The organism is Thioalkalivibrio sp. AKL19 (assembly GCF_000420165.1).
Taxonomy (GTDB): domain Bacteria; phylum Pseudomonadota; class Gammaproteobacteria; order Ectothiorhodospirales; family Ectothiorhodospiraceae; genus Thioalkalivibrio.
The window spans coordinates 103,525-126,473 of sequence record NZ_ATUK01000016.1 but is presented as its reverse complement, the minus strand read 5'-3'; the positions used below and the strand labels follow the sequence as shown (position 1 = coordinate 126,473).

The 22,949-nt window shown below is 65.4% G+C and carries 11 protein-coding genes; 8 read left to right on the top strand and 3 right to left on the bottom strand.

What is annotated here, in order from left to right; all coding sequences use genetic code 11:
* Positions 1–83: 83 nt before the first annotated feature.
* The 8 genes from F817_RS13835 to F817_RS0112590 all read left to right on the top strand — a co-directional run bounded on the left by F817_RS13835 (position 84) and on the right by F817_RS0112590 (position 18,662).
* Entirely contained in the window at positions 84–1,034 is a 951-nt protein-coding gene (locus F817_RS13835) for an IS481 family transposase (RefSeq protein WP_081644504.1), read from the top strand.
* 746 nt (positions 1,035–1,780) lie between these two features.
* Positions 1,781–3,238, top strand: a complete 1,458-nt coding sequence (kaiC, locus tag F817_RS0112625; protein WP_024327985.1) for a circadian clock protein KaiC — start codon at positions 1,781–1,783, stop codon at positions 3,236–3,238.
* Between the two features lie 5 nt (positions 3,239–3,243).
* Positions 3,244–3,522: a circadian clock KaiB family protein gene (locus tag F817_RS0112620; RefSeq protein WP_029681135.1), complete on the top strand. Its 279-nt coding sequence runs from the start codon at positions 3,244–3,246 to the stop codon at positions 3,520–3,522.
* Entirely contained in the window at positions 3,515–5,557 is a 2,043-nt protein-coding gene (locus F817_RS0112615; RefSeq protein ID WP_024327983.1) for a bifunctional diguanylate cyclase/phosphodiesterase, read from the top strand. Before F817_RS0112620 ends, F817_RS0112615 begins: the two co-directional genes overlap by 8 nt.
* An 804-nt stretch (positions 5,558–6,361) precedes the next feature.
* Positions 6,362–15,004, top strand: coding sequence for a GH36-type glycosyl hydrolase domain-containing protein (locus tag F817_RS0112610; protein ID WP_024327982.1), 8,643 nt, complete (start codon positions 6,362–6,364; stop codon positions 15,002–15,004).
* A 333-nt stretch (positions 15,005–15,337) separates the two neighbouring features.
* A complete protein-coding gene (locus tag F817_RS0112605; protein ID WP_024327981.1) occupies positions 15,338–17,107 on the top strand; it encodes an EAL domain-containing protein in 1,770 nt (589 codons plus the stop codon).
* Positions 17,108–18,076: 969 nt separating this feature from the next.
* Positions 18,077–18,235 carry a DUF3309 family protein gene (locus F817_RS14405; RefSeq protein WP_019568825.1) on the top strand — a complete coding sequence of 53 codons (159 nt, stop codon included), beginning with the start codon at positions 18,077–18,079 and terminating at the stop codon, positions 18,233–18,235.
* Positions 18,236–18,347: 112 nt separating this feature from the next.
* On the top strand, positions 18,348–18,662 hold the full coding sequence (locus F817_RS0112590) for a BON domain-containing protein (RefSeq protein WP_024327980.1): 315 nt from the start codon (positions 18,348–18,350) through the stop codon (positions 18,660–18,662).
* A gap of 133 nt (positions 18,663–18,795) precedes the next feature.
* On the opposite strand, the gene F817_RS0112585 is transcribed toward F817_RS0112590, so the two are convergent.
* The 3 genes from F817_RS0112585 to F817_RS0112575 form a co-directional block, all read right to left on the bottom strand.
* Positions 18,796–21,351 carry a chemotaxis protein CheB gene (locus F817_RS0112585; RefSeq protein WP_024327979.1) on the bottom strand — a complete coding sequence of 852 codons (2,556 nt, stop codon included), beginning with the start codon at positions 21,349–21,351 and terminating at the stop codon, positions 18,796–18,798.
* Positions 21,352–21,373: 22 nt separating this feature from the next.
* On the bottom strand, positions 21,374–21,982 hold the full coding sequence (locus F817_RS0112580; protein WP_024327978.1) for a PAS domain S-box protein: 609 nt from the start codon (positions 21,980–21,982) through the stop codon (positions 21,374–21,376).
* 358 nt (positions 21,983–22,340) lie between these two features.
* Positions 22,341–22,532 carry a hypothetical protein gene (locus tag F817_RS0112575; protein ID WP_024327977.1) on the bottom strand — a complete coding sequence of 64 codons (192 nt, stop codon included), beginning with the start codon at positions 22,530–22,532 and terminating at the stop codon, positions 22,341–22,343.
* Positions 22,533–22,949 lie beyond the last annotated feature (417 nt).

Sequence of the window (22,949 nt, the reverse complement as noted above, 5' to 3'; positions counted from 1 at the left end):
TGTGATCTCTCAATAGGTTGTCCACGGGGCGATTCCGAAGGATGCTGAGTTTGCCGACTGAGCCATTCCAAGGAGGACGCCCCGTGAACCTTCATCAAAATGCCTTAATGGGACCCCGTGGTCGAGAGCGGATGGTCCGCTTGGTGATCGACCATGGACTGAGCCTTCGGGCCACGGCCCGGGGGTTTGGCGTGGATCCGAAGACCGTGCAGCGCTGGGTCCAGCGGTTCCAGGAGGCGGGCCGTGCGGGCCTTGTGGACCGCTCGTCCCGGCCCCGGAAGCAGACCCGCCGAACCCCTCGACGGATCCAGCGGCAGGTCGTCGCCTTGCGCCGGCAGCGCTGGACCATGGATCGGATCGCCGCCTTCACGGGGATCTCGAGGGCCAGCGTCAGCCGGATCCTGCGGCGTGAGGGACTGAACCGCCTGAGTGCGCTGGAGCCCGTCGAGCCACCCCGGCGCTACGAGCACGAACACCCCGGTGATCTGCTCCACCTCGACATCAAGAAACTGGCGCGCTTCCGTCACCCGGGGCACCGCGTGACCGGGGTTCGCGCCAAGGACTCCATCGGGGCGGGCTACGAGTACGTGCATGTGGCGATCGATGACCGCTCTCGCATCGCCTACAGTGAGATCCATCCCGCCGAGCGGGCCCAGGATGCGATCGCGCATCTGGAGGCGGCCGTGCGCTACTACGCGACCCTGGGCATCACCATCCGGCGCGTCCTGACCGATAACGGGCCCTGCTACCACGCCCGGGCGTTCAGCCAAGCCTGCCGACGGCTGGGCATCCGCCATCGCCGGACGCGGCCCTACACGCCGAGAACCAATGGCAAGGCCGAGCGCTTCATCCAGACCGCCCTGCGCGAGTGGGCCTATGCCTTCACGTATGCTACGTCGGAGGAACGCAAACGCCACCTGCCTCGGTGGATCCACGACTACAACTGGCACCGCCCACACGGTAGCCTGAACAAGCAGCCACCCATCAGCGTCCTCGGTCTACCTGAGGACAACCTTGTGAGACTCCACAACTAGGGAGACGCTGATTTAATCGCGCGTTCGCGCTCGAGTCGCTTTTGCGTGCGAACAAGGCGTGGTGACTGCCGTGCAGTCACTCTGCACAAGGGAACCGCAACGCTGTTCGCGCGCCCGTTTTTGATCAATAACGGGCGGCCGAGCCCGCTCTTTCAATGATTTGTCGGGTTAGGGCCCCCTGTTCCCCGATCCTGCGTTGCGCCACTTGCGGGTAGAACCACTACCCGCTGCGCGACGCGCCTTGGCTCGGGAAACAGGGGGCACCAACGCGAACGCGCGATTAAATCAGCGTCTCCCTAGAACGGAAGGACGGCCTGCTGCTGCCACTCCTCCATCGCCCCCTGCCGCGCGTCCAGGGCCCCTGCCCTGTCATTCCGGCCGGAGCGAAGCGAGGAGCCGGGGGCTCCGCCGACGGGGCAACCAAGGCCCCCGGGCTCCCGGGTCACCGCTAGGCGGTTTCCGGGATGACGACGAAGGAGGCGCGTGGAGCCCTGGGGCGGGTACCGCTGCGCTCCAGGACCACCTTCGGCCGCCGGGGGCTGTACACACCCGGGACCACACGGTCCCTGAACCTGGCTTGACCCTCGTGGCCAATCAGGTCACTTCCTGCAATCGAGCAGCTCGCGCACCCGCAAAAAAAGACAAGACGGAGGCGGATTCGATAGACTGCTTTGCTGGCCTGGGCATGACCGGCCGCCGCAGACCGTAGATTCGGCGTGCTGCAGTGATCGACATGAGGCAATGAAATGGAAGAAGAACCGAGCACTGTGGCGACCGGTGTTGAAGGTCTTGATTTCGTTCTGCAAGGGGGCATCCCCGCCCGCCGCCCTACGCTCGTCCGCGGCGGACCCGGCACTGGCAAGACCGTCCTCGCGACGACCTTCCTCACCTCTGTGCTGCAAAGCGGCCACGGAGCCGTACTCGCAACCTGTGACGAATCACCCGACTCCCTGAAGTTGCATGCGCGCAGCCTGGGTCTGGATCTCGATTCGGGACTGGCTGATGGGCGCCTTCGGATCGTGGATCTGCGACCTGATCATTCGGAAGACCATTCCGGGGGCGACCTGGATTTATCCGTGATCCTGGCGCGCCTCGAACACGCACTCCAGGTAACGGGGGCACAGCACATGATGGTGGATGCGGTGGATGCCCTGCAGGCGCTGGATTTCGGCGGGGTATCCGCGGTCTCCTTGCGGTCGCAACTGGTACGGGTGTTCGACTGGATCCGCGAACGGGGTGTGACCACCATCCTCACCGCCGGCTGCGGAAACTCTCAGTCGAATCGAAGCGAGGGCATGGATGTCTATATCGAGGACTACATTGCGGACTGCGTGATCCATCTGGAGCAGGCGCTCAGCAACCGCCGGATGACCCGCCTCCTGCGTGTGGTGAAGCGCCGCGGACACCCTCACGACAGCAACGCGTTTCCCTATCTGATCGACGAGCAAGGTTTTTACGCGGCCCCGGTAACGCGCTGGCGCCTGGGACGGGAGCCATCTTCGGAACATATTTCTACCGGTATCAGCGGGCTGGATGCCATGTTGGGCGGTTCCGGCCCCTATCTCGGCTCGGCGCTGATGTTTTCCGGACCCTCCGGCACCGGCAAGACGACCTTTGCAGCCGCGTTTGCCGGGGCGGCTTGCGCTGCGGGACGCCGGGTGCTGGTGCTCAGCTTCGAGGAAGGCGCGGCGGAGCTGTTGCGCAACCAGCGCAGTGTCGGGCTAGACCTCGAACCCTTCACCCAAGGCGACCAGCCCCTCCTGCAGATGCAACCGGTGATGGCCAGCGAACTGGGGCAGGAAGAACACTTGCTGCGGGTGGTACGCACCGTCGAGGCCCACGGCCCGGACGTCGTGATCCTGGACCCCGTGAATGCACTGCTACGGAATACCGCGATGGACGAAGGCCCGGAAATGCTGCTCCGGCTCTTTTCCCTGCTGAAGGAAAAGGGCGTCACGACCGTGGCCACGGAACTTCTAACGGACGATCACGAGAGCTCCAGCCGTCTGAATGTCTCGTCGATGCTGGATGTCTGGGTCAAGCTGCGGCGCGACGAGGTGGCAAACCGGCTCTACCGCCGGATCACCTTGGCCAAGGCTCGAGGCCTGCCGACTTCAGATCGGGTGTGCGAATTTGAATTGTCGGCGGACGGCGTGACGATCGACAACTCCGGCGGCGTGCAAACCAAGATGGGAGGCGATTGATCGAGATGTTATTGCGTCTGTACATTGCCGGCTTTACCCCCGGGGCACGCCGCGCCATCGAAAACATGGAGGCGATCGTCGCCGATCTGTCAGGCGCTCCCGACCAGCCCAAAATCGATCTGGAAGTGATCGACGTCCTCGAGAACCCCCAACTGGCGGAGGATGAACGAATTCTGGCCACCCCGCTGCTGATTCGCCGACTGCCCGTGCCGATTCGTCGCCTGGTGGGGGATCTCTCGGACCGTGAACGGGTCCTCATCGGCCTCGATCTGCGTGATGGCTGACACCTTGTCCCCTGAACTCTTCCGCCGGCTGGTCGAGCGATGCACCAACGGTGTTCTGATCCTGGATGCAGAGGGAGTGATTCTGTACGCCAATCCCGCCTCCGAGTCCCTGTTCGGCCGCACTGCGGATGGGCTGGTCGGAAGCGAGTTCGGTTTGGCCGGGGCCGGCGCGGGAACAACGGAATTGCGCCTGCCCAACCCCAAGGGCGGTACACCCCTCTCCGTAGCAGCGCGCGCGATCAAGCTGGATGGCCCGAGTACGGGGTGGGAACCCGGGGCCTGGGCACTGGTTCTCCACGACCTCACGGAACACAAGCGCGAAGAGAATCGCCTCCAGCTCTACGAGGCGATCTTTCTCGGGGTAAGCGAGGCCGTCCTGGTCACGCGCACCGACGGCACCATCATCGATTTGAACCCCGCCTTCTCGCGGATCACCGGTTACAGCCGTGACGAAGTGCTGGGCCAGACCCCGACAATACTCAAATCCGGCCGCCAGGGGCCCGACTTCTATCGATCCATGTGGGCGGTCTTGCAGGAAAAGGGTCACTGGAAGGGGGAGATGTGGAACCGACGCAAGAACGGCGAAATCTATCCCGAGCTTCTCGAGATCAACGCGCTGACCAATGAAGTCGGGCAAGTCGATCGTTACGTCGCGTTGTTTTCAGACATCACCCATGTCAAGCAAACCGAGGAGCAGATCGAAAAATTGCTCCATTACGATGCCCTCACCGAGCTTCCCAACCGACTGCTGTTTCGCTCCCGCCTGGAAGCGGCACTGAACGAACCGAAACATGGGGCCACGGCCGTTGCGCTGGTCGGAGTCGATCGCTTCAATATCATCAACGGCACGTTGGGCATGGAGACTGGCGACCAGATACTCCGCCTGGTCGCCGAGCGCCTCAGCGGCTACCTTGACGAGGATGAAACGCTCGCGCGCATGGGCGGCGACGAGTTCGGGGTCCTTTTCCGCGGAGACCGCGCCGCGTTGCGCGCGGTCGGGTTTGCCGAGGCTATTCAAGAGAACCTGAGCGAGCCGTTTAACGTCAGCGGGGCTGAAGTACTGGTGGGTTGCAGCCTGGGGATTTCGGTCTCCAGCCATCACGGCTCGCACGGGATCAGTGAGATGCTGCGCGAGGCTGATGTCGCCATGCACCGTGTCAAGGCCGATGGCGGAGTTGGCTATCAACTCTTCACTCAGGACCTGGACCTGGCTATCCGCGATAGCGTGCTCCTGGCAGGGCGCCTGGGCCAGGCGATCACCCAGAATGAACTTCGGCTTTTGTATCAGCCAAAGGTTTCGGTACACGACGGCCGCGTCACCGGAATGGAGGCCCTCGTGCGCTGGCAGCATCCCGACGAGGGCATGCTGTCGCCGGCACGGTTTATCCCGGTGGCAGAAACGTCCGGCCTGATCGACGACCTGGGACGCTGGGTCCTCGTGCATGCGTGCCAACAGGCGAAGCAATGGCTGGACGCCGGCCTGGACTTCGAACGGGTTGCCGTCAACATGGCGCCCGCCCAGGTTCGCAAAGAAGATCTTGCGGAATTCGTGCAACAGACGTTGCACGAGACCGGTCTGCCTGCTGACCGGCTCGAGTTGGAGGTAACCGAAAACACCCTGATGACACTGGCGCAGGAGGAGCAGTCCGTCTTGCAGTCACTTCGGGAACTGGGCGTCAGCCTCGCCCTGGACGACTTCGGCACCGGCTATTCTTCGCTGACCTACCTGCGTCGCCTGCCCGCCGAGACAATCAAGATCGACAAGAGCTTCGTCGACGACATCTCCAGCGATGACGAACAGATGGCAGGGGCCGAAATCGTGACCTCGATTGCCCTGCTAGGCCAGAAACTGGGGTTTCGCGTCGTCGCGGAAGGCGTCGAAACCGCAGAGCAGGTCGCTTTTTTGCGCCACTGTCATTGTTGCGATGAAATTCAGGGGTATTTCTTCAGCCGACCGGTCCAGCCGGAGGCGATCCCCGCACTCCTGCAACATCCGTTTTCCCTCCCGGATCTTACCGACTCCGCGCCGCGATAGCGCTCAGCGCGTTGCGCGCCGCGTGAAAGGCAGTCCAGCCGGATCACCCGCCTGCGCTGAAGGTTTGCAAACGGTCCAGGCCCATCCTGCACCCGACGCCGAAGGGACGCCTTCCGCGCCACCGCAGCCGCGATCTCCCCACGAGGGCCCACCCCATTCCTGAACCCGATTAGCCACGAGGGTCAGCCAGGCCCAAGGACCGTGCGGGCCCGGCGTGTACTGCACCCGGCGGCCGAAAGTGCCCCTGGAGCGCAGCGGCACGCGCCTTGGGGCTCCACACACCTCCTGCTTCGTCATCCCGGAAACCGCGTTGCGGTGATCCAGGATCTCGGCGACCGAGGTTGTCGCGACGGGGGAGCTCCCGGCTCCTCGCTTCGCTCTGGCCAGGACGACAGTCCAGGGGCAAGGGCCGAGGATGGATCGATTCCAGAAAGGCACGGCGCAAGGCGACCCGCGGCGGGCTATTTATGCCCCCGGACGCTCCCCGTGACCGGCTGACCCTCCTTGCGAATCAGGTCCCTGAACGCGGCGACCACCCGCCTGTGGTCATCCCGGCATGCCTCTTGTTCCGGGCCCGGCCGGCGTCCCCCGCTCTCGATAAGCCACATGTAGCGCAGAGCGACGGTGTGCTAGCGAACATACGGGAGGCGTTCCAAGTGCAATCCTGAAATGGGTGTCCACGACGGGTCGGCCAGTCCAGACCAGACCCACCTGCGTTCGGACAAGGAGAGGGTCATCGATATCAAGGCGTTTGGATCTTCCTCGCGTACGCGCGAGGCGCTTCGCCACGACCGCGACACCGAGTTGCTGCGTTCGGAACTCCTGAGCGTCGAGCAGCTCAAGCGGCATGCGGTCACGCTGGCCGAGCAGCACCGTATCGATTCCCGCCCCGGGCCGGACCGGCTGCTGCCGCGGCTGGCGGACAATGAACGGGTCCTGATCGCGGCCTACGACGTCATCACCGCGACCCGTGCCGAAGTACCGGGCCAGCGAATCGTGCCGGACGAGGCGTGGCTGCTCGACAACTTCTACCTGATCGAGCAGCAGATCGCGATGGCACGACGCCATCTGCCCGACGGCTACAGCCGGCAGCTGCCGCACCTGGCCGATGGCCCGTCGGCGGGCTTCCCGCGCATCTACGACCTGGCGCTGGGACTGATCTCGCACATGGATGGCCGGGTCGATCGCGACAACGCCACCGAGTTGATCGCCGCCTATCAGACCGTCGAGCCCCTGAAACTGGGTGAGCTGTGGGCGTTCCCGATTATGCTCCAGCTGGCCTTGCTGGAGAACCTGCGCCGCGTCGGGGTACGCATCGCCCAGCGCCGCGTGGAGCGTGACGCGGCCATTACCTGGGCGGACCGCATGCTCATGGCCGCCGAACGCGAACCCGCGCAGCTGATCCAGTTGCTGGCCGAGTTTGCCAGTGCCGACGTCCCGTTGACGGCGCCGTTCGTGGAGGAGTTTTACGGCCGGCTCCAGGCGCAGGGGCCGTCCATGGCCTTCGTGCAGACCTGGGTCGAGCAACGGTTGCAGGAACAGGGGGTCACCACTACCGGGTTGTCCGAGGCGTATGGACGCACGGCGGCAGCCAACCAGATTTCCATCGCCAACTGCATCGGCAGCCTGCGTTTCATCTCCTCGATGGACTGGAAGCAGTATGTCGAGTCACTCAGCGTGGTGGAACGGATCCTGAGCGAGGATCCAATGGGCAGCTACGCCGGCCAGGACTTCGCGACCCGCGACCGGTACCGCCACGTCATCGAGGAAGTGGCGCGCCACAGCGGTCGCAGCGAACCGAGCGTCGCGCACGAAGCCATCGGTCTGGCGCAAGCGGCAGCCACTCACCGGAACCACCGCGACCGCGGTGTGCATGTGGGCTACTACCTGGGCGACCGGGGACGTCCGGACCTGGAGCATGCAGTGGGCTACCGGCCCTCGTGGAGATCCCGCATCCGCGGGGTGTTCCGGGAACACAGCCTGCCCCTGTATCTGGGGCCCATTGGGTTGCTCACGCTCCTCATCGCAGGGGGTGCGGCAGCCCTTGGTGGCCTCTTCGGCGCCGGTTCCGGATGGAACTGGCTGCTTGCGCTTCCGCTCTTGATCGCCGCCTCGGCGCTGGCGATCGCCCTGGTAAACCTGCTGTACACGCGCGTTCTGCCACCACGGGCCTTGCCCCGCATGGATTTTTCCCACGGGATCCCCGACTGCCACCGAACCATGGTGGTCGTACCCACCCTGCTGGGAAGTCCGCAGGACGTCGATGATCTACTCGAAGCCATGGAGATCCGCTATCTCGGGAATCGCGATCCCAACCTGTTTTTCGCCCTGCTGACGGACTTCCGCGACGCGCCCGAACAAACCATGCCCGGGGATGAGGCCCTGCTCGCCCATGCGCGCAGTGCAGTCGAACAACTCAACCAGACCTACAGCGACGACCGTCCCTGCATCTTTTACTTGTTCCACCGGCCCCGGGTGTGGAATCCGTTCGAGCAGTGTTGGATGGGCCACGAGCGCAAGCGCGGCAAGCTGGAGCAGTTCAATGCGCGGCTGCGAGGCGAAGCCCTGACCGCCTTCTCCGATCTTGTTGGCGATCCGTCCGTGCTCGCGTCGATCCAGTATGTCATCACCCTGGATACCGATACACAGCTACCGCGCGACGCCGCCCGCGCCCTGATCGGCAATCTGGCGCATCCGCTCAACCGCCCGGTCTACGACCCCGACAAGGGCCGCGTGGTGGAGGGCTATGCGATCCTCCAGCCACGCGCGACGATCAGCCTGACCAGCGCCGAGCAGTCGCACTTCAGCCGGTTGTTTGCCGGTGAGTCCGGCCTCGACCCGTATACCCGCGAAGTGTCGGACGTCTACCAGGATGTCTTCTGCGAAGGCTCATTTATCGGCAAGGGGATCTACGACGTGGATGCGTTCCGCCAGGCCGTCGACGGACGCTTTCCGGAAAATCTCATCCTCAGTCACGACCTGCTCGAAAGTGGCTATGCGCGGTCGGCCCTGGTGACCGATATCGAACTGATCGAGGAACACCCGGCCAGTGTTGCCATCGACGCCAGTCGGCGCCACCGCTGGATACGCGGTGACTGGCAACTGGCAGGCTGGCTGCGCCCGCGGGTACCGGGGCCGCCCGGCCCGGACGGATCCATGGGACCGCGCCAGCCGAACCCGCTCTCGGCCCTGTCGCGCTGGAAACTGTTCGACAACCTGCGGCGCAGCCTGGTCGCGCCCGCGCTGGTGCTCCTGCTTGCAGGGGGCTGGCTGCTGGGACCGGCGTGGCTGTGGACCCTGCTGGTCGTGGCCGTGGTGCTCCTGCCCACCCTGCTGTCCAGCATCATCGAGCTGATCGACAAGCCCACCGGACGCGACTGGGCGCCACACTTGAACCTGACCGGACGGTCGACCGGCCGGCCGCTGCTGCTCGCCCTGCTGACCCTGGCCTTCCTGCCCTACGACGCGCGGATCAGCGTGGGTGCGATCCTGCACTCGGGCATCCGCATGTTGTACACGCGCAGCGGTCTGCTGCTGTGGTACCTGCCTTCGTACGCGCGCCGCAATGCCCTCCAGACGCCGGCCGGCTTTTTCCGGGAGATGGCGAGCGCACCCGGCCTTGCCGTCGTGCTGGGCGTGCTACTGGCCCTGACCGGCAGCCCGGCGGCGGTCTGGCTTGCCGCCGCCCCGATCCTGCTGCTGTGGCTGGTCTCGCCGGTGATCGGCTGGTGGATCAGCCGGCCGCTGAGCGTTTCCACTCCGGACCTGAGCGCCGATCAGCGGGCCTTCCTGCGGGCCGTGGCCCGACGCACCTGGCGTTACTTCCTGGACTTCGTCGGCCCCGAAGACCACTGGCTCCCACCCGACAATTTTCAGGAATCCCCTGCCCCGGCCATCGCCACGCGAACCTCGCCGACCAACATGGGCATGGCGTTACTGGCCGATCTGGCGGCGGTCGATTTCGGCTATCTCACGACCGGGGAATGCCTGGAGCGCATCGGCAATACCCTGGGCTCGATGGAGCAGCTGGAACGCTACCGCGGGCATTTCTACAACTGGTACGACACCCGCACGCTGCAACCCCTCCAGCCGCAATACGTATCGACCGTGGACAGCGGCAACCTGGCCGGCAGCCTGCTGACCCTGCAAGCCGGCCTGGAGGAACTGAAGCACCAGCCGATTCTGACTGCGAACGCGTGGCAGGGCCTACAGGACACCCTGGAGGTGCTCGCCGAACACTTGCCCCCTGCTTCCGCGCCCGAGTTGACGAAAACCGTCGGCCGGCTGCAGGAGACCCTGCGCACCCTGATACTGAACGGCCCCCCGCAGACCCTGGAGGCCGCCACCCGTGCGCTCGGCGAGCTTCACCGCCTCGGAGGCATGCTCCTCGAGGAGCCGTCGCCAGGTACCGAAATCGACCCTGAACTGGAGGCCTGGACGCAGGCATTCCAGCGCCAGGCCCAGGCCCTTCAGGAAGCGTTCGCAACGCTGGTTCCCGCCACGTGGCCGGACAACGGCCTCCCCACAGTGGCGGAACTGGCCCGGGCGGATTCCGGAGGTGGCGCCGCCCGGGAACAGATCGACCGCATCGACGACCTGATCGGTCGTTGCGGCGCACTGGCGACGATGGATTTCGAATTTCTCTACGACGTGCCGCGCGACCTGCTGGCCATCGGCTATGACGTGACCGAACGTCGGCGTGACCCATCCTGCTACGACCTGCTGGCATCGGAGGCCCGTCTGGCCAGTTTCCTGCTCATCGCGCAGGGGCAGGTGCCGCAGAAGCACTGGTTCACGCTCGGCCGCCTGCTGACCCGCCATGGAGGGGACGTCAGCCTGATCTCGTGGAGCGGCTCGATGTTCGAATACCTGATGCCGCAGCTCATCATGCCGAGCTACACCCATACCCTGCTGGACCAGACCGGCAAGGCGGCCGTGGCGCGGCAGATCGAATACGGCCGTCAACGGGCAGTGCCCTGGGGTATATCCGAGTCCTGTTACAGCGCCACGGATCTCCATCAGGTGTACCAGTACCGCGCCTTCGGCGTTCCCGGCCTCGGGCTCAAGCGGGGGCTGGGCGATGACCTGGTGATCGCACCCTACGCCAGCGCCCTGGCCCTGACCGTGGCACCGCAGGACGCCTGCCGTAACCTCCAGAACCTGGCGGATCAGGGATTCCTCGGCGCCTACGGGTTCTACGAGGCGATCGACTATACGGCGACCCGGGTGCCGCACGGCAATCCGCATGCCGTTGTCCGCTCCTTCATGGCGCATCACCAGGGCATGAGCCTGCTCGCCTTTGCCCATGTCCTGCTCGACCAGCCAATGCAGCGCCGTTTCATGTCCGATCCGCTGGTGCGGGCGACCGAATTGCTGCTCCAGGAACGGGTGCCAAAGAAGGGCGCCACCGTGCACCCGCACGCTGCGGAGGTCAGTGCCGCCGCTCGCCCCTCCGGCGCGGACACCGGTTCGATCATGCGCGTGTTCACCGACCCGGACACGCCGATGCCCGAGGTTCATCTGCTGTCGAACGGGCGTTACCACGTCGTGGCGACGCATGCCGGCGGCAGCGCCAGCCGCTGGCGCGACCTCGCTGTCACCCGCTGGCGCGAGGATGCCACTACCGATGGCTGGGGCACGTTTATCTACCTGCGCGACCGCGACAGCGGCACCTACTGGTCGACGGCCCACCAGCCCACCCTGCGCCCCGCCGACCACTACGAGGCGATCTTCGTCCAGGGGCGGGCGGAATACCGCCGCCGCGACCACGCGATCGAGGCCCACACCGAGATCTGTGTCGCGCCCGAGGACGATGTCGAGATCCGCCGCGTCACCCTCACCAACCAGTCGTCCAGTACCCGCCACATCGAGGTGACCAGCTACGCGGAGGTGGTGCTGGCGCCGTTGAACAACGACCTCGCGCACCGCTCGTTCAGCAATCTGTTCGTGCAGACCGAGATCCTGCCGGAGCGCCAGGCGATCCTCTGCACGCGGCGCCCGCGCACGCCGGGCGAACAGCCGCCCTGGATGTTCCACCTGATGGCGGCCCCGGGTGCGACAACCGACGAACCCTCCTACGAGACCGACCGTGCCCGCTTCATCGGCCGCGGGCGCAGCGCCGCCAACCCGCTGGTGCTCGACAAGCCGGACAGCGAGGCGACCCTTTCCAATACGGATGGGCCGGTGCTCGACCCCGTGGTGGCGATCCGCCGCACCCTGACCCTGGCGCCCGACGAGTCGGCCAGCGTGCAGATCATCTCCGGGGCCGTGGACACCCGCGACGTCGCACTCGCCGTGCTGGAGAAGTATTGCGACCGCTACTTTGTCGAGCGGGCATTCGAGATGGCCTGGTTCCAGAGCCAGGAGGTGCTGCGCCACATCAATGCCACCGAAGTCGATGCCCAGCTCTTCGGTCGCCTGGCCAGTTCCGTCGTCTTCGGCAACGCCCTGCGCCGCACCGACCCCGCCACCATCGCGCGCAACCGGCTGGGCCAGTCCGGGCTGTGGCGCTTCGGCATCTCGGGGGACCTGCCCATTGTCCTGTTGCACATCCGCAACCTGGATCGCATCGGCCTGGTCAGACAGATCCTGCAGGCCCACACCTACTGGCGTCTGAAGGGCCTGGCCGCGGACCTGGTGATCGTGAACGAGGACTTCTCCGGCTACCGCGCCCTGCTCCAGGATCAAATCATGGGGCTGATCCACGCCGGCCCCGAGGCGCAGGTCGTCGACCACCCCGGCGGCGTCTTCGTACGGCGTGCCGAAGAACTGACCGAGGACGAACGGGTCCTGCTGCAGACGGTGGCGCGGATCGTCTTCAGCGACACGGCCAAGACCCTGAGCGAAGAGATGGACCGGAGGCTGTCGGCCAAGTCGCTGGATCGGCGGGTCTCGAACAAGGGACGATCGGTGGATCGGCGCCGCTCGAAGCCGGGCCGATCGGTGGACCGGCGCGTGACTGCAACGCGTGCCTCCGACCTCCTGGAACCCGCCAAGCCCGCCAGCCCCGAGGCGGTTCATCCGCTGGCGTCACGCGAGCGGGTATTCAGCAACGGGCTGGGCGGCTTCACCCCCGACGGGCATGAATACGTGGTCACCCTGGAGCCCGGCCAGACGACCCCGGCGCCGTGGGTCAACGTCATCGCCAGCCCCCACATTGGCACGGTCGTCAGCGAGAGCGGCAGTGCCTACACCTGGGTCGAGAACGCGCACGAGTTCCGCCTCACCACCTGGCACAACGATCCGCTCTCCGACGCCAGCGGCGAGGCCTTCTACATCCGCGACGAGGAGACCGGGATATTCTGGTCACCCACGCCGCTGCCCGCCCGCGGCCAATCCGGCTACGTATGCCGGCACGGGTTTGGCTACAGCGTGTTCGAGCACGCCGAATCGGAGATCGCCTCGGAGCTGCATACCTACGTCGCCATGGACGCTCCGGTGAAGATCGTGCGGGTCAAACTGAGCAACACATCGCAGCGGCCACGCAGCCTGTCGCTGACCGGGTACTGGGAACTGGTGCTCGGCGAGTGGCGGCACGCGAACATGATGCACATCGTCACCGAAGCCGATGCGCAAACCGGGGCGCTGCTGGCCCGCAATGCCTACGGCCGCGAATGCGCCAACCGGGTGGTGTTTGCCCATGTTGGCGGACGCGAGCGCTGGATCAGCGGGAGTCGCAACGAATTCATTGGCCGCAACCGCTCGCTGGCCAGCCCGGAGGCGATGCGCCGTAAGCGGCTGTCCGGCAAGACCGGGCCCGGCCTCGACCCGTGCGCCGCGCTCCAGACCCGGATCGAACTGGCTGCAGGAGAGGAACAAGAGATCGTGTTCGTGTTCGGTGCGGCCGCCAACGCCGACGAGGCGCGCCAGTACATCCAGCGATTCGGCGGCCGCGCCGGCGCGCGCCACGCACTCGAAGCGGTCTGGGAATACTGGAATCACACGCTGGGCGCGGTGCATGTGGACACGCCCGACCCCGCCCTGAACGTGCTGGCCAACGGCTGGCTGGTATATCAGACGATATCGTGCCGGCTGTGGGGCCGCAGCGGCTATTACCAGTCCGGCGGTGCCTACGGGTTCCGGGATCAGTTGCAGGACACCATGGCGCTCGTCCATGCCACGCCCTGGCTGGCCCGCGAACAGCTGCTTCGCTGTGCCGGACGCCAGTTCCCGCAGGGCGACGTGCAGCACTGGTGGCACCCGCCCTACGGCCAGGGCGTGCGCACCCGGTTCTCCGACGACTACCTGTGGCTGCCCTATGCCGCCTGTCGTTACGTGGCAGCCACCGGGGACACCGGCGTTCTCGACGAGTCCATCGCGTTCCTGGAAGGCCGCGAACTCCATGCGGACGAGGAGGCCTACTACGACCAGCCGCAGACCTCGTCGGAATCGGCCAGCCTCTATGAACACTGCGTGCGCGCCCTCCGGCACGGACTGCGTTTCGGCGCGCACCACCTGCCGCTGATGGGTTGCGGCGACTGGAACGACAGCATGAATCTGGTCGGCAACGAGGGCAAGGGCGAGAGCGTATGGCTCGCGTGGTTCCTGTTCGAGAATCTCGAGCGATTCGCCGACCTCGCGCGCAAGTACGGCGACGCGGACTTTGCCGAGTTGTGCACCGCGCAGGGCGAAGCACTTCGCGACAACATCGAAGCCGAAGCCTGGGATGGTGCCTGGTACCGGCGCGCCTGGTTCGACAATGGGACTCCGCTGGGTTCGTCCAGCAACGAGGAATGCCAGATCGATTCGATCAGCCAGAGCTGGGCGATCCTCTCCGGGGCTGGCGACCCGCTGCGCGCCCGCCAGGCCATGGCGGCGGTGGACACGCGCCTGGTGCGACGCGACGCGCGGATCATCCAGCTGCTCGACCCGCCCTTCGACCATTCCGACCTGGAACCGGGGTACATCAAGGGCTATATACCCGGTGTGCGCGAAAACGGCGGCCAGTACACCCATGCCGCCATCTGGACCACGATGGCGTTCGCCAGGATGGGCGACACGGAACGCGCCTGGGAGTTCTTCGCCATGCTCAATCCCATTCACCAGGGCAGTACCCCGGAGGCCATCGAACGCTACCGGGTCGAGCCCTACGTGATGTGCGCGGATATCTACGGCGCCCCACCGCACACCGGCCGCGGCGGCTGGACCTGGTACACCGGGGCGGCCGGCTGGATGTACCGGCTGTCGGTCGAGACCCTGCTGGGCCTGCACCTGGAAGCCGACCATCTGCGCATCGCGCCCTGCGTCCCCGCGGACTGGGACGCCTACCGCATCCACTATCGCTACCGCGAGACGGTCTACCACATCACCATCCGGCCGACCGCGGAACGCGAAGGTCAGGCGACCCGCATGACGGTGGACGGTGCCGAGTGCCCGGATTCACGCATCCCATTGGTGGACGACCACCAGGAGCATCATGTCGAACTCCATCTCGTTTCAAAGACGTGATCGCGCCCGGCCGCGCCAGCATCGGAGCGAGCAACGGTGGCGTGTACGGTACCGCACAGACCCCCCGGGGTGCCGGTGACAGGGTGATGCATAGGCGCTCGACCCGGCGTGGTGTTGGTATGACCCTGCCAGCATCATGCGCCCGGCCGAGCCGAATACGCGATTCGATACGGTGGTGCATGCATGCGAACACAAAGGGCTTCAGGCCTGGAACACAACAGGGACAACAGCATGGCGCATAAGCACGAGACGAGGAGTGCCTTGCGGCTCGCGGCGGAGGCCCGCCTCGACGAGGCCACGTCCGAGGAGTCCCCCGAATCCTCCCAGGCCATCCTGCATGAACTCCAGGTCCACCAGCTGGAACTGGAGATGCAGAACGATGCCCTGCGCCAGGCACAGAACGAACTGGAGGAGTCACGGAACCGCTATGTCGATCTGTTCGAGTCGGCCCCGGTGGCCTACGCCATCATTGCGGGCGATGGCCAATTGACGCAGGCCAATCAACTCGCCAGTCAGCTCCTGGGCCTGTCCCCCGAACAGCTGCGGGACTATTCCTTCGACCAGTTCATCGCACCCTGCGACCGCGAGCGATGGCAGGAACAAGTCTCGGCGGTCTGGACGACCCATCTGGGTGAACCCCGGGAGCACGAGCTTCTGCTCCAGGACGTGGAGGGCAAGCAGTTCCCGGCCCAACTTCAATGCGTCGCCCTGGCCCCATCCAACACGGGGCCCACCATGCGGATCGCGTTCTTCGACATCACCGAACGCGCCGAAGCCGCGGCGGAGATCCACCGCCTGGCGTACTTCGATGCCCTGACCGGCCTTCCCAACCGCCGTCTCCTGCTGGACCGCCTCGCCCAGACGCTGGCGGCATCCGAGCGCAAGGGCCTCTACGGCGCGATCGTGTTCCTCGACCTCGACGATTTCAAGGTGCTCAACGATACCCGGGGCCATGACGCCGGCGACCGACTGCTTGCCGAAGTGGGACGGCGCCTGCGTGCCGCGCTGCGCGAAGTCGATACCGTGGCGCGCATGGGGGGCGACGAGTTCGTGGTGCTCCTGGACAGCCTCGGCTCGACCCGGGACAGCGCAGCCCTGCTCGCCCAGAGCATCGGCGAAAAGCTGCGCCAAAGCATTGCCGAGCCCGCCGACCTGGGCGGGTTCTCGTTCCACTGCACCACCAGCATCGGCGTGCGCCTGTTCGGCCCGGGCGAGACCGAGGCCGAATTGCTCCAGCATGCCGATCTGGCGCTGTACAAGGCGAAATCGGCCGGGCGCAACCGGGTAATCTTTTTCGACCCATCCATGCAGGCCGTGCTGGATGCGCGGGGCCGGCTGGAAGATGCACTGGGCAACGCCCTGCGCGACGGCCAGATGGAACTGCACTACCAGCCCCGATTCAATGGAGAAGGACGCCTGGTCGGGGCCGAATCCCTCCTGCGCTGGCGACATCCGAAACACGGATTGATGGCGCCCCGCGACTTCCTCGGAATCGCCGGACAGACCGGTCTGATCCTGCCCATCGGGCGCTGGGTGCTGGACATCGCATGCGCCCAGCTCGCCGCCTGGTCGCAGGATCCCGCGACCCGCAACCTCACCCTGGCGGTCAATATCAGCGCGCTGGAGTTCCAGCAGTCGGATTTCGTCGAGCACGTCCGCCGCGCGCTGGATTCCTATCACACCAATCCGGAGCAGCTGACGCTGGAGCTCACCGAAGGCGCCACTCTGGATTGCAATGAAGAGACCTTGTCCCGGGCGCAAGAACTGCAGGACCTGGGTGTTCGCCTGTCCGTGGATGACTTCGGACGCGGGTGGTCATCCCTGTCCCGCCTGACCCGGCTACGACTGCAGGAGATCAAGATCGATCAGTCACTGGTGGCGAAAATCGGACAGCCCGAGACCGACGCGATCCTGGTTTCGGCGATTATCAATCTGGCCGGAAGCCTCGGTCTGACGATCGTCGCGGAGGGCGTGGAGACGGAAGCACAGCGTCGCTTCCTTGCCGACCAGAACTGCGACACCTTTCAGGGTTTCCTGTTTGGCGCGCCATTGTCGCCCGCCGATTTCCAGCGGTTCCTGCGCGACGCGAGGCCGTGCCTTTAGAGTGAAGCGAGCCGCTCGACGCGCTCGCTGCTTCGTCCCGCTTCTTGCTCGCTGACACAGCGCGGCGAGCACACGTTTAAGGCAGCCCTTTCCCTAGGGAAACACTGATCAATGTACACGCTCGCGCTCGAGTCGCTTTTGCGTGCGAACAAGGCGCGGTGACCGCCCTGCAGTCATTCTGCACAAGGGAGCCGCAACGCCGTGCGCGCGCCCGTTTTTGATAAGCACGGGCGGCCGAGCCCCTGCATTGAATGGTTTGTGGGGTTGGTACCCCAGGTTCCCCGATCCTGCGTTGCGCCGCTTGCGGGTAGAACCACTACCCGCTGCACGACACGGCTTGTCTCGGAAAACCTGGGGTACCAACGCGAGTGCGTACATTGATCAGTGTTTCCCTAGCCGTTGCGGCGATCGCCGCTCGCCGTACCGGCGTTGCGCAGTCTCTCTCGCAGGCGGTGCTGCCCGGCCCAGATTCTGGCAAGGGCCGCCCTGGAAAAGACAGGGTCAGGTGGCCCGTTTGCGCGGGGGCCCATGCGGTCGGCGTCATCCCCCGCGGCGTCTCCGAACTCGTTGGCGCTCATGATCTCTCCTGTCTCCGGACGGGATGCGAGTTCCGGGGAGCGCGCTCGCCACCCTCTCGTCCGGGTTCTCCCCGACAGAAGGCCGACGGCCTGCTCCCCGGACCGTGTCGATCCGCGGTCCGGACCACGGTACAGGAGCAGATTGCCATCCCACCCGTGGTGACTCTGTGCGCCGCCGAACAAACGGGCGTGCGAATGTCGCCCCCAAACATCTCCGTCGATCACCCCGGAGAACCCGCATTCAATCCCCTGCCGGACAACGCCGGAAGCCGCGGCGGGACGCGATCTGTGCGGCATCGTACAGACGCTGGCGCGCCCGCGAGCCAGACTTTCCGACAGTGCTAGTCACGAATACCCGGCCGCAAAGGCCCGTTACCCGGAGGGAAACGCCATGTCACTGGGAACCATCCTGCTCATCGTCCTTGTCCTTCTGTTAATCGGCGTGATCCCCACGTGGCCGCACAGCCGGAACTGGGGCTATGCCCCGGGCGGGGTGATCGGAGTCGTACTGATCATCCTTCTCATCCTGCTACTCACCGGCCGGATATAGATCCAGTCGTTCCTGCCCACGGACACGCAACCACCGACACCCCGAACCCAGGGCGGCTCCTGACCGAGACAGTCCATGGTGACTGGGTCCATACCCATCTGGAGTACAAGAAATGAGACAGTTGCGATATCTGCCCCCGATCTTCCTGACCCTCTTGCTGGCCCTGCTCCTCGCGGGTTGCGCTGGATCGGGTGAAAGACAGACTGCCGGCGAGTACATCGACGACAGCGTGATCACCACCAAGGTGAAGACGGCGTTGTTCAACGAGCCGTCCCTGAGCGGCTTCGAAGTCAGCGTCGAGACCTACGAGGGGCGGGTGCAGTTGAGCGGCTTCGTCAGTTCCCAGGAGGACATCAACAAGGCCGTCGAGATTGCACGCGGCGTCGAGGGCGTAAGGTCAGTCGACAACGACATGCAGCTCAAATAGCGACCGGACGCGACAGGTCGGCCGCGATGTGCACGCGCGGCTACCGCCGAGACCGTGATCGCGGTAACCCGCCTCCACTCGTCCATGCCCCATGAAGGCCCGCCCATCTGGGCGGGCCTTCATGGCTTGCGTTTCAATCGCGTAGCGCGGCTTCCAGCCGCTTGGTCTCGGTGATATCGACCATGGTGATCACGACCCCGTCGATCACGTTGTCCACCCGCCGATAGGGCATGATGCGCACCGTGAACCAGCGGCTGTCGTCGGTGGTGACCTGTTTCTCCGTGGAGGCCAGGGTGCGCAGGGTGTGGCGTGCGTCCTCCTGCAACTCCGGGTATTCCAGGCTGGTGGTGAGATCGCTGAGTGGCCGGCCGACATCGCTTTCCCGAAGACGAAAAATCTTGGCCGCCTGATCGGTATAACGCCGTACATCCAGGTTCTGATCCAGGAACAGGATGGCGATCTCGATACTGTTGAGCACGTTCTGCATGTCACTCTGCGCGAGCGCGAGATCGTCCAGCTTGGCCTGCAGCTCGGCATTGATCGTCTGCAGTTCCTCGTTCATGGACTGCATCTCTTCCTTGGAGCTGTTGAGCTCCTCGTTGGTCGATTGCAGTTCCTCGTTGGCCGATTGCAGTTCCTCGTTGGCCGCCTGCGACTCTTGCCGGGATGTGCGGGCCTCCTCGCGCAAGGACTCGATCTCGGCCCGGTACTGCTGCAGCTCGGCCGCATGCGCTGCCGGCCTGCCGCCCTTGCCCTTGGGACTGCGCCCCCCGTGTCCGGCGCTACTGGGTGCCAGATCGCGGAATATGACCATGGTCATGCCGCGCAAGGGGGATGGGTCATGAAAGGCGTGCACGGTCACGTCGACACGCTGCACCCCAGCGTGCGTGGGCACCTCCAGGCTGTGCAGGTGCACGGGCCGATCGCCCGTGGCGGCCTTCTTCAGCGCACTGGCCAGGGGGCCGCCCAGGCCTTCGCGGGCCATCGCGAAGATATTCCAGTTGGCCTTTCCGGCCGCCGGCTCGAGGTATTTTCCGGTGTGGCCGCTGATGTACACGATATCCCCGTCGCCGTTGAGCACGACCGCGGCGGGCGCGTACACCTGGAGCAGGACCTGGTCGGCCGCCGCCTGTAGCTCATCGGTGGGTCGCGAAGAAACCTCGGTGGAAGACACGGGATGCTCCTTGTTCGGGCCGGACAGCGGCGGGAACGCACGCAGGAGGAAATCACGCCCGCCCATGGGGGCGTGATCCTGGCGCTGGTAGAACCGCAGGCGCGACTCGATCGGGGTGAAAAGATGGTTGAATTGCCCGACGGTCTCGGAAGTCCCCAGAAACAGCACGCCCCCCGGGCGCAGGATGTAATGGAACAGGGGCAGCAGCCTCCGCTGCAGCACCGGCCCGAAATAGATCAGCAGGTTGCGGCAGGCAATCAGGTCGAGCTTGGTGAAGGGCGGATCCAGGATCACGTCATGCTGCGCGAACAGCACCATGTCCCGGATGTCCTGGTTGATCTGATAGTAGCGTTCGTGCGCGGTAAAGAAGCGGGCCAGCCGCTCCGGCGACACATCGTCCGCGATCGACAGCGGATACTGGCCTCTGCGCGCCGTCGCAATGCCATCCGGGCTCAAATCCGATGCGAAGATCTGAAGCGTGACGCCATGCGGGTCCGGGGCCCGCTCCATGACCTCCGTGAACACCATGGCCAGCGAATAGGCCTCCTCGCCAGTCGAACAGCCAATCACCCAGGCCCGCAGCTTGTCTTCCCCCTTGCGCCGTTCCAGGAGCTCGGGCAGCGCGGTCCCGGCCAGATACTCCCAGGTTGCGGCATCGCGAAAGAAGCTGGTCACGCCGATCAGCAGCTCCTTGAACAGCAATTCGCCCTCCTGCGAATTGTGTTCAACAAACTCCGCGTATTGCTCCAGTGAGGCGAGGCCATGGATGGCCATGCGCCGCTCCGCCCGCCGCTTCAACGTGCTCGGCTTGTACAGCGAAAAGTCATGGCGGATACGTTGTTGCAACAGGGTCACGATCCGTTCCAGAGGCGAGGCGGCCTCCGGTGGTGGCGTTTCATCGGAACCGGCGCCCGTCTCGCTCGGGTGTGCCATGACGGCCAGGATCCGTCCCGGCAGCTCGCTCGGCGTTGCCACGATATCGGCACAGCCCGCCTTGATCGCGCTTCTGGGCATGGAATCGAACTGGGCCGATTCGGGGTCCTGCACCGCCGTCAGGCCGCCTACGGCCTTGATGGCCTGCAGCCCCGCCGTACCGTCCGAACCCATGCCGGAGAGCACCACCCCGATGGCCCGTTCGCCCTGACCACTGGCGAGGGACGAGAACAGGATATTGACCGGCAAACGCATGCCCCGCGGCTCGGCGGGTTCCGCCAGATGCAGCGTGGTACCGACCAGCGTTAGTTCCGTGTTCGGCGGAATCACATACACGTGACCCGGCTCGATGCGCATGCCCTGTTCCGCCGCGCACACCGGCATGTCGGTGACCCGTTGCAACAGCTCGGGCAGCAGACCCTTTTGCGTGGGATCAAGGTGCTGCACCACGATACACGCCATACCGCCATCGGCCGGTATCCGGTGCAGGAACTCCTCCAGCGCGACCAGCCCCCCGGCGGACGCCCCGATACCGACAATGCGCAACGCCTCAGAGGCATCGACAGGGGAACGATGACCCATGCTCAGCCCCTCCCGGCCAGGCTCAGCGCGGCGATGGCTCGGACCTCGCGACGACCAGCAATACCTCCTCGCCCCCCGGGCCCAGGGTCGCAGTCAACTGGAACGGCTCGGCGTCGCCGCTCCCTCGGCCGCCGGATGCAACCGAGCAGCAGACACCCGCGGCGCCTTCACGGCAGGCATCGACCACTCCCTGGACGGCCGGCTGGCTACCCGGCGCGAACCACGACGCGAGGGGCTGCCCCTCCAGCCCATCCGGTTCGGTGCCAAGCAGCTCGGCTCCGGCACGGTTGCCTTCGCGGATGATTCCATCGAGCCCGACGACCAGGTACCCCACCGGGGCAAACTCGTAAAGGCCCCGGTAACGCGCCAGGGCCTGGTCCAGCTCCTCCTGGTCGCTTCGCAGCTGGGCATGCTGCAGGTCGAGCTCGACCTGGTGGGTCTGCAACTCGCTCAGCAGCCTGAGCGCGTCCGCCGCGGTATCCGGGTCGCTCGCCAGCCGGTACAGGAGCGTCAGCGAATCCGGTCCTACCGTCCAGCCCCCATTGCGCGGAGCCGAACCCTCGCGCAACCGGCTCTCGGCGTCCTGGCGCAAACGCAACTGCCTTTCGAACTCCGGGCTCAGTTTCTGCATGGGTCCTCCATTCCAATCCGTCCAGTGGCCACCGCCACTGATCCCCCCATCATAGCCCGGTCCCCGGTCGTGCTGCTGTGCCAGGGCCGCATCCGCCATCGAATCCGGTGGCCGATGGAGCCGGCGCGAAGCCCGGATCAGGTGCGACCCTTGATGTCCGTCTTCAGGTCACCGTATCTCGCCCGGGCCTGTTTCACCCACCTTCCGAGCCCGGTCTTTCTGTTCCATCGCCCGGTTTCCAAAGGCCTTTCCGGCCGCCTGCTTCACGTGAGTCTTCGCCTCTTCGACACAGCCTTGATGGGATCCTTGTTCATGTTTCCTCCTCAAGCCATCTCCTTCAGCGTTACCGACCCGCTGGTCATTCGCGAGGGGCGCGCTCCGCATTCGCGGTGCTTTCTCCGATATTGGCGAAGGATTCCCAGGCGGGTTCTACGGCGGCTTCGACCTTCTCGCCCGTCTCCGGCGTGGAACCGACCTCGAAGCCGGAAAGGGCGACGAGCATCAGAACGAAAACCAGGCCGTTGCCCGTCGCGGTTCGAAGATTTGTCATCGTTCCCTCCTCAAGCGCCTTGCCCGGCTGGAAGCCGGCCCGTTCGCTCGTTTCACATTACGAAGACCCCGGGCGCGTGTCGGTCTGTTACCGAACAAACCGCCGCGGCACGACAGTGGCCACCGAGCCTTGCCCGCAGCCGTCTCCCTGGCCAGTGGTCATGGCTGAAAGTGACCCGGCATTCCCTGTGCGGTGGCGCACCGACGCGAGACCGAGACCCCCATAACGTGGTAGGCGAATCACCGGGTTCGGACCCATCCGTCGCGGAACCCGCCCCAACCCAATGGAGAGTGTCATGAACCAGATCATCTACATCGTCGGCGCCATCGTTATCGTTTTGTTCATACTGGGCTTCTTCGGGCTCCGATAGGTCCCCCCATCGTCGCCGCGGAGGTGCCGCCTGCGGCCTTCCCTGGC

Coding starts and splice junctions, on each gene's coding strand:
- F817_RS0112580 (WP_024327978.1), bottom strand. CDS start 21,982: ATGCAGAAACTGAGCCCGGAGTTCGAAAGGCAGTTGCGTTTGCGCCAG.
- F817_RS0112620 (WP_029681135.1), top strand. CDS start 3,244: ATGTTATTGCGTCTGTACATTGCCGGCTTTACCCCCGGGGCACGCCGC.
- F817_RS0112615 (WP_024327983.1), top strand. CDS start 3,515: ATGGCTGACACCTTGTCCCCTGAACTCTTCCGCCGGCTGGTCGAGCGA.
- F817_RS0112585 (WP_024327979.1), bottom strand. CDS start 21,351: ATGGGTCATCGTTCCCCTGTCGATGCCTCTGAGGCGTTGCGCATTGTC.
- F817_RS0112575 (WP_024327977.1), bottom strand. CDS start 22,532: ATGACAAATCTTCGAACCGCGACGGGCAACGGCCTGGTTTTCGTTCTG.
- F817_RS14405 (WP_019568825.1), top strand. CDS start 18,077: ATGTCACTGGGAACCATCCTGCTCATCGTCCTTGTCCTTCTGTTAATC.
- kaiC (WP_024327985.1), top strand. CDS start 1,781: ATGGAAGAAGAACCGAGCACTGTGGCGACCGGTGTTGAAGGTCTTGAT.
- F817_RS0112590 (WP_024327980.1), top strand. CDS start 18,348: ATGAGACAGTTGCGATATCTGCCCCCGATCTTCCTGACCCTCTTGCTG.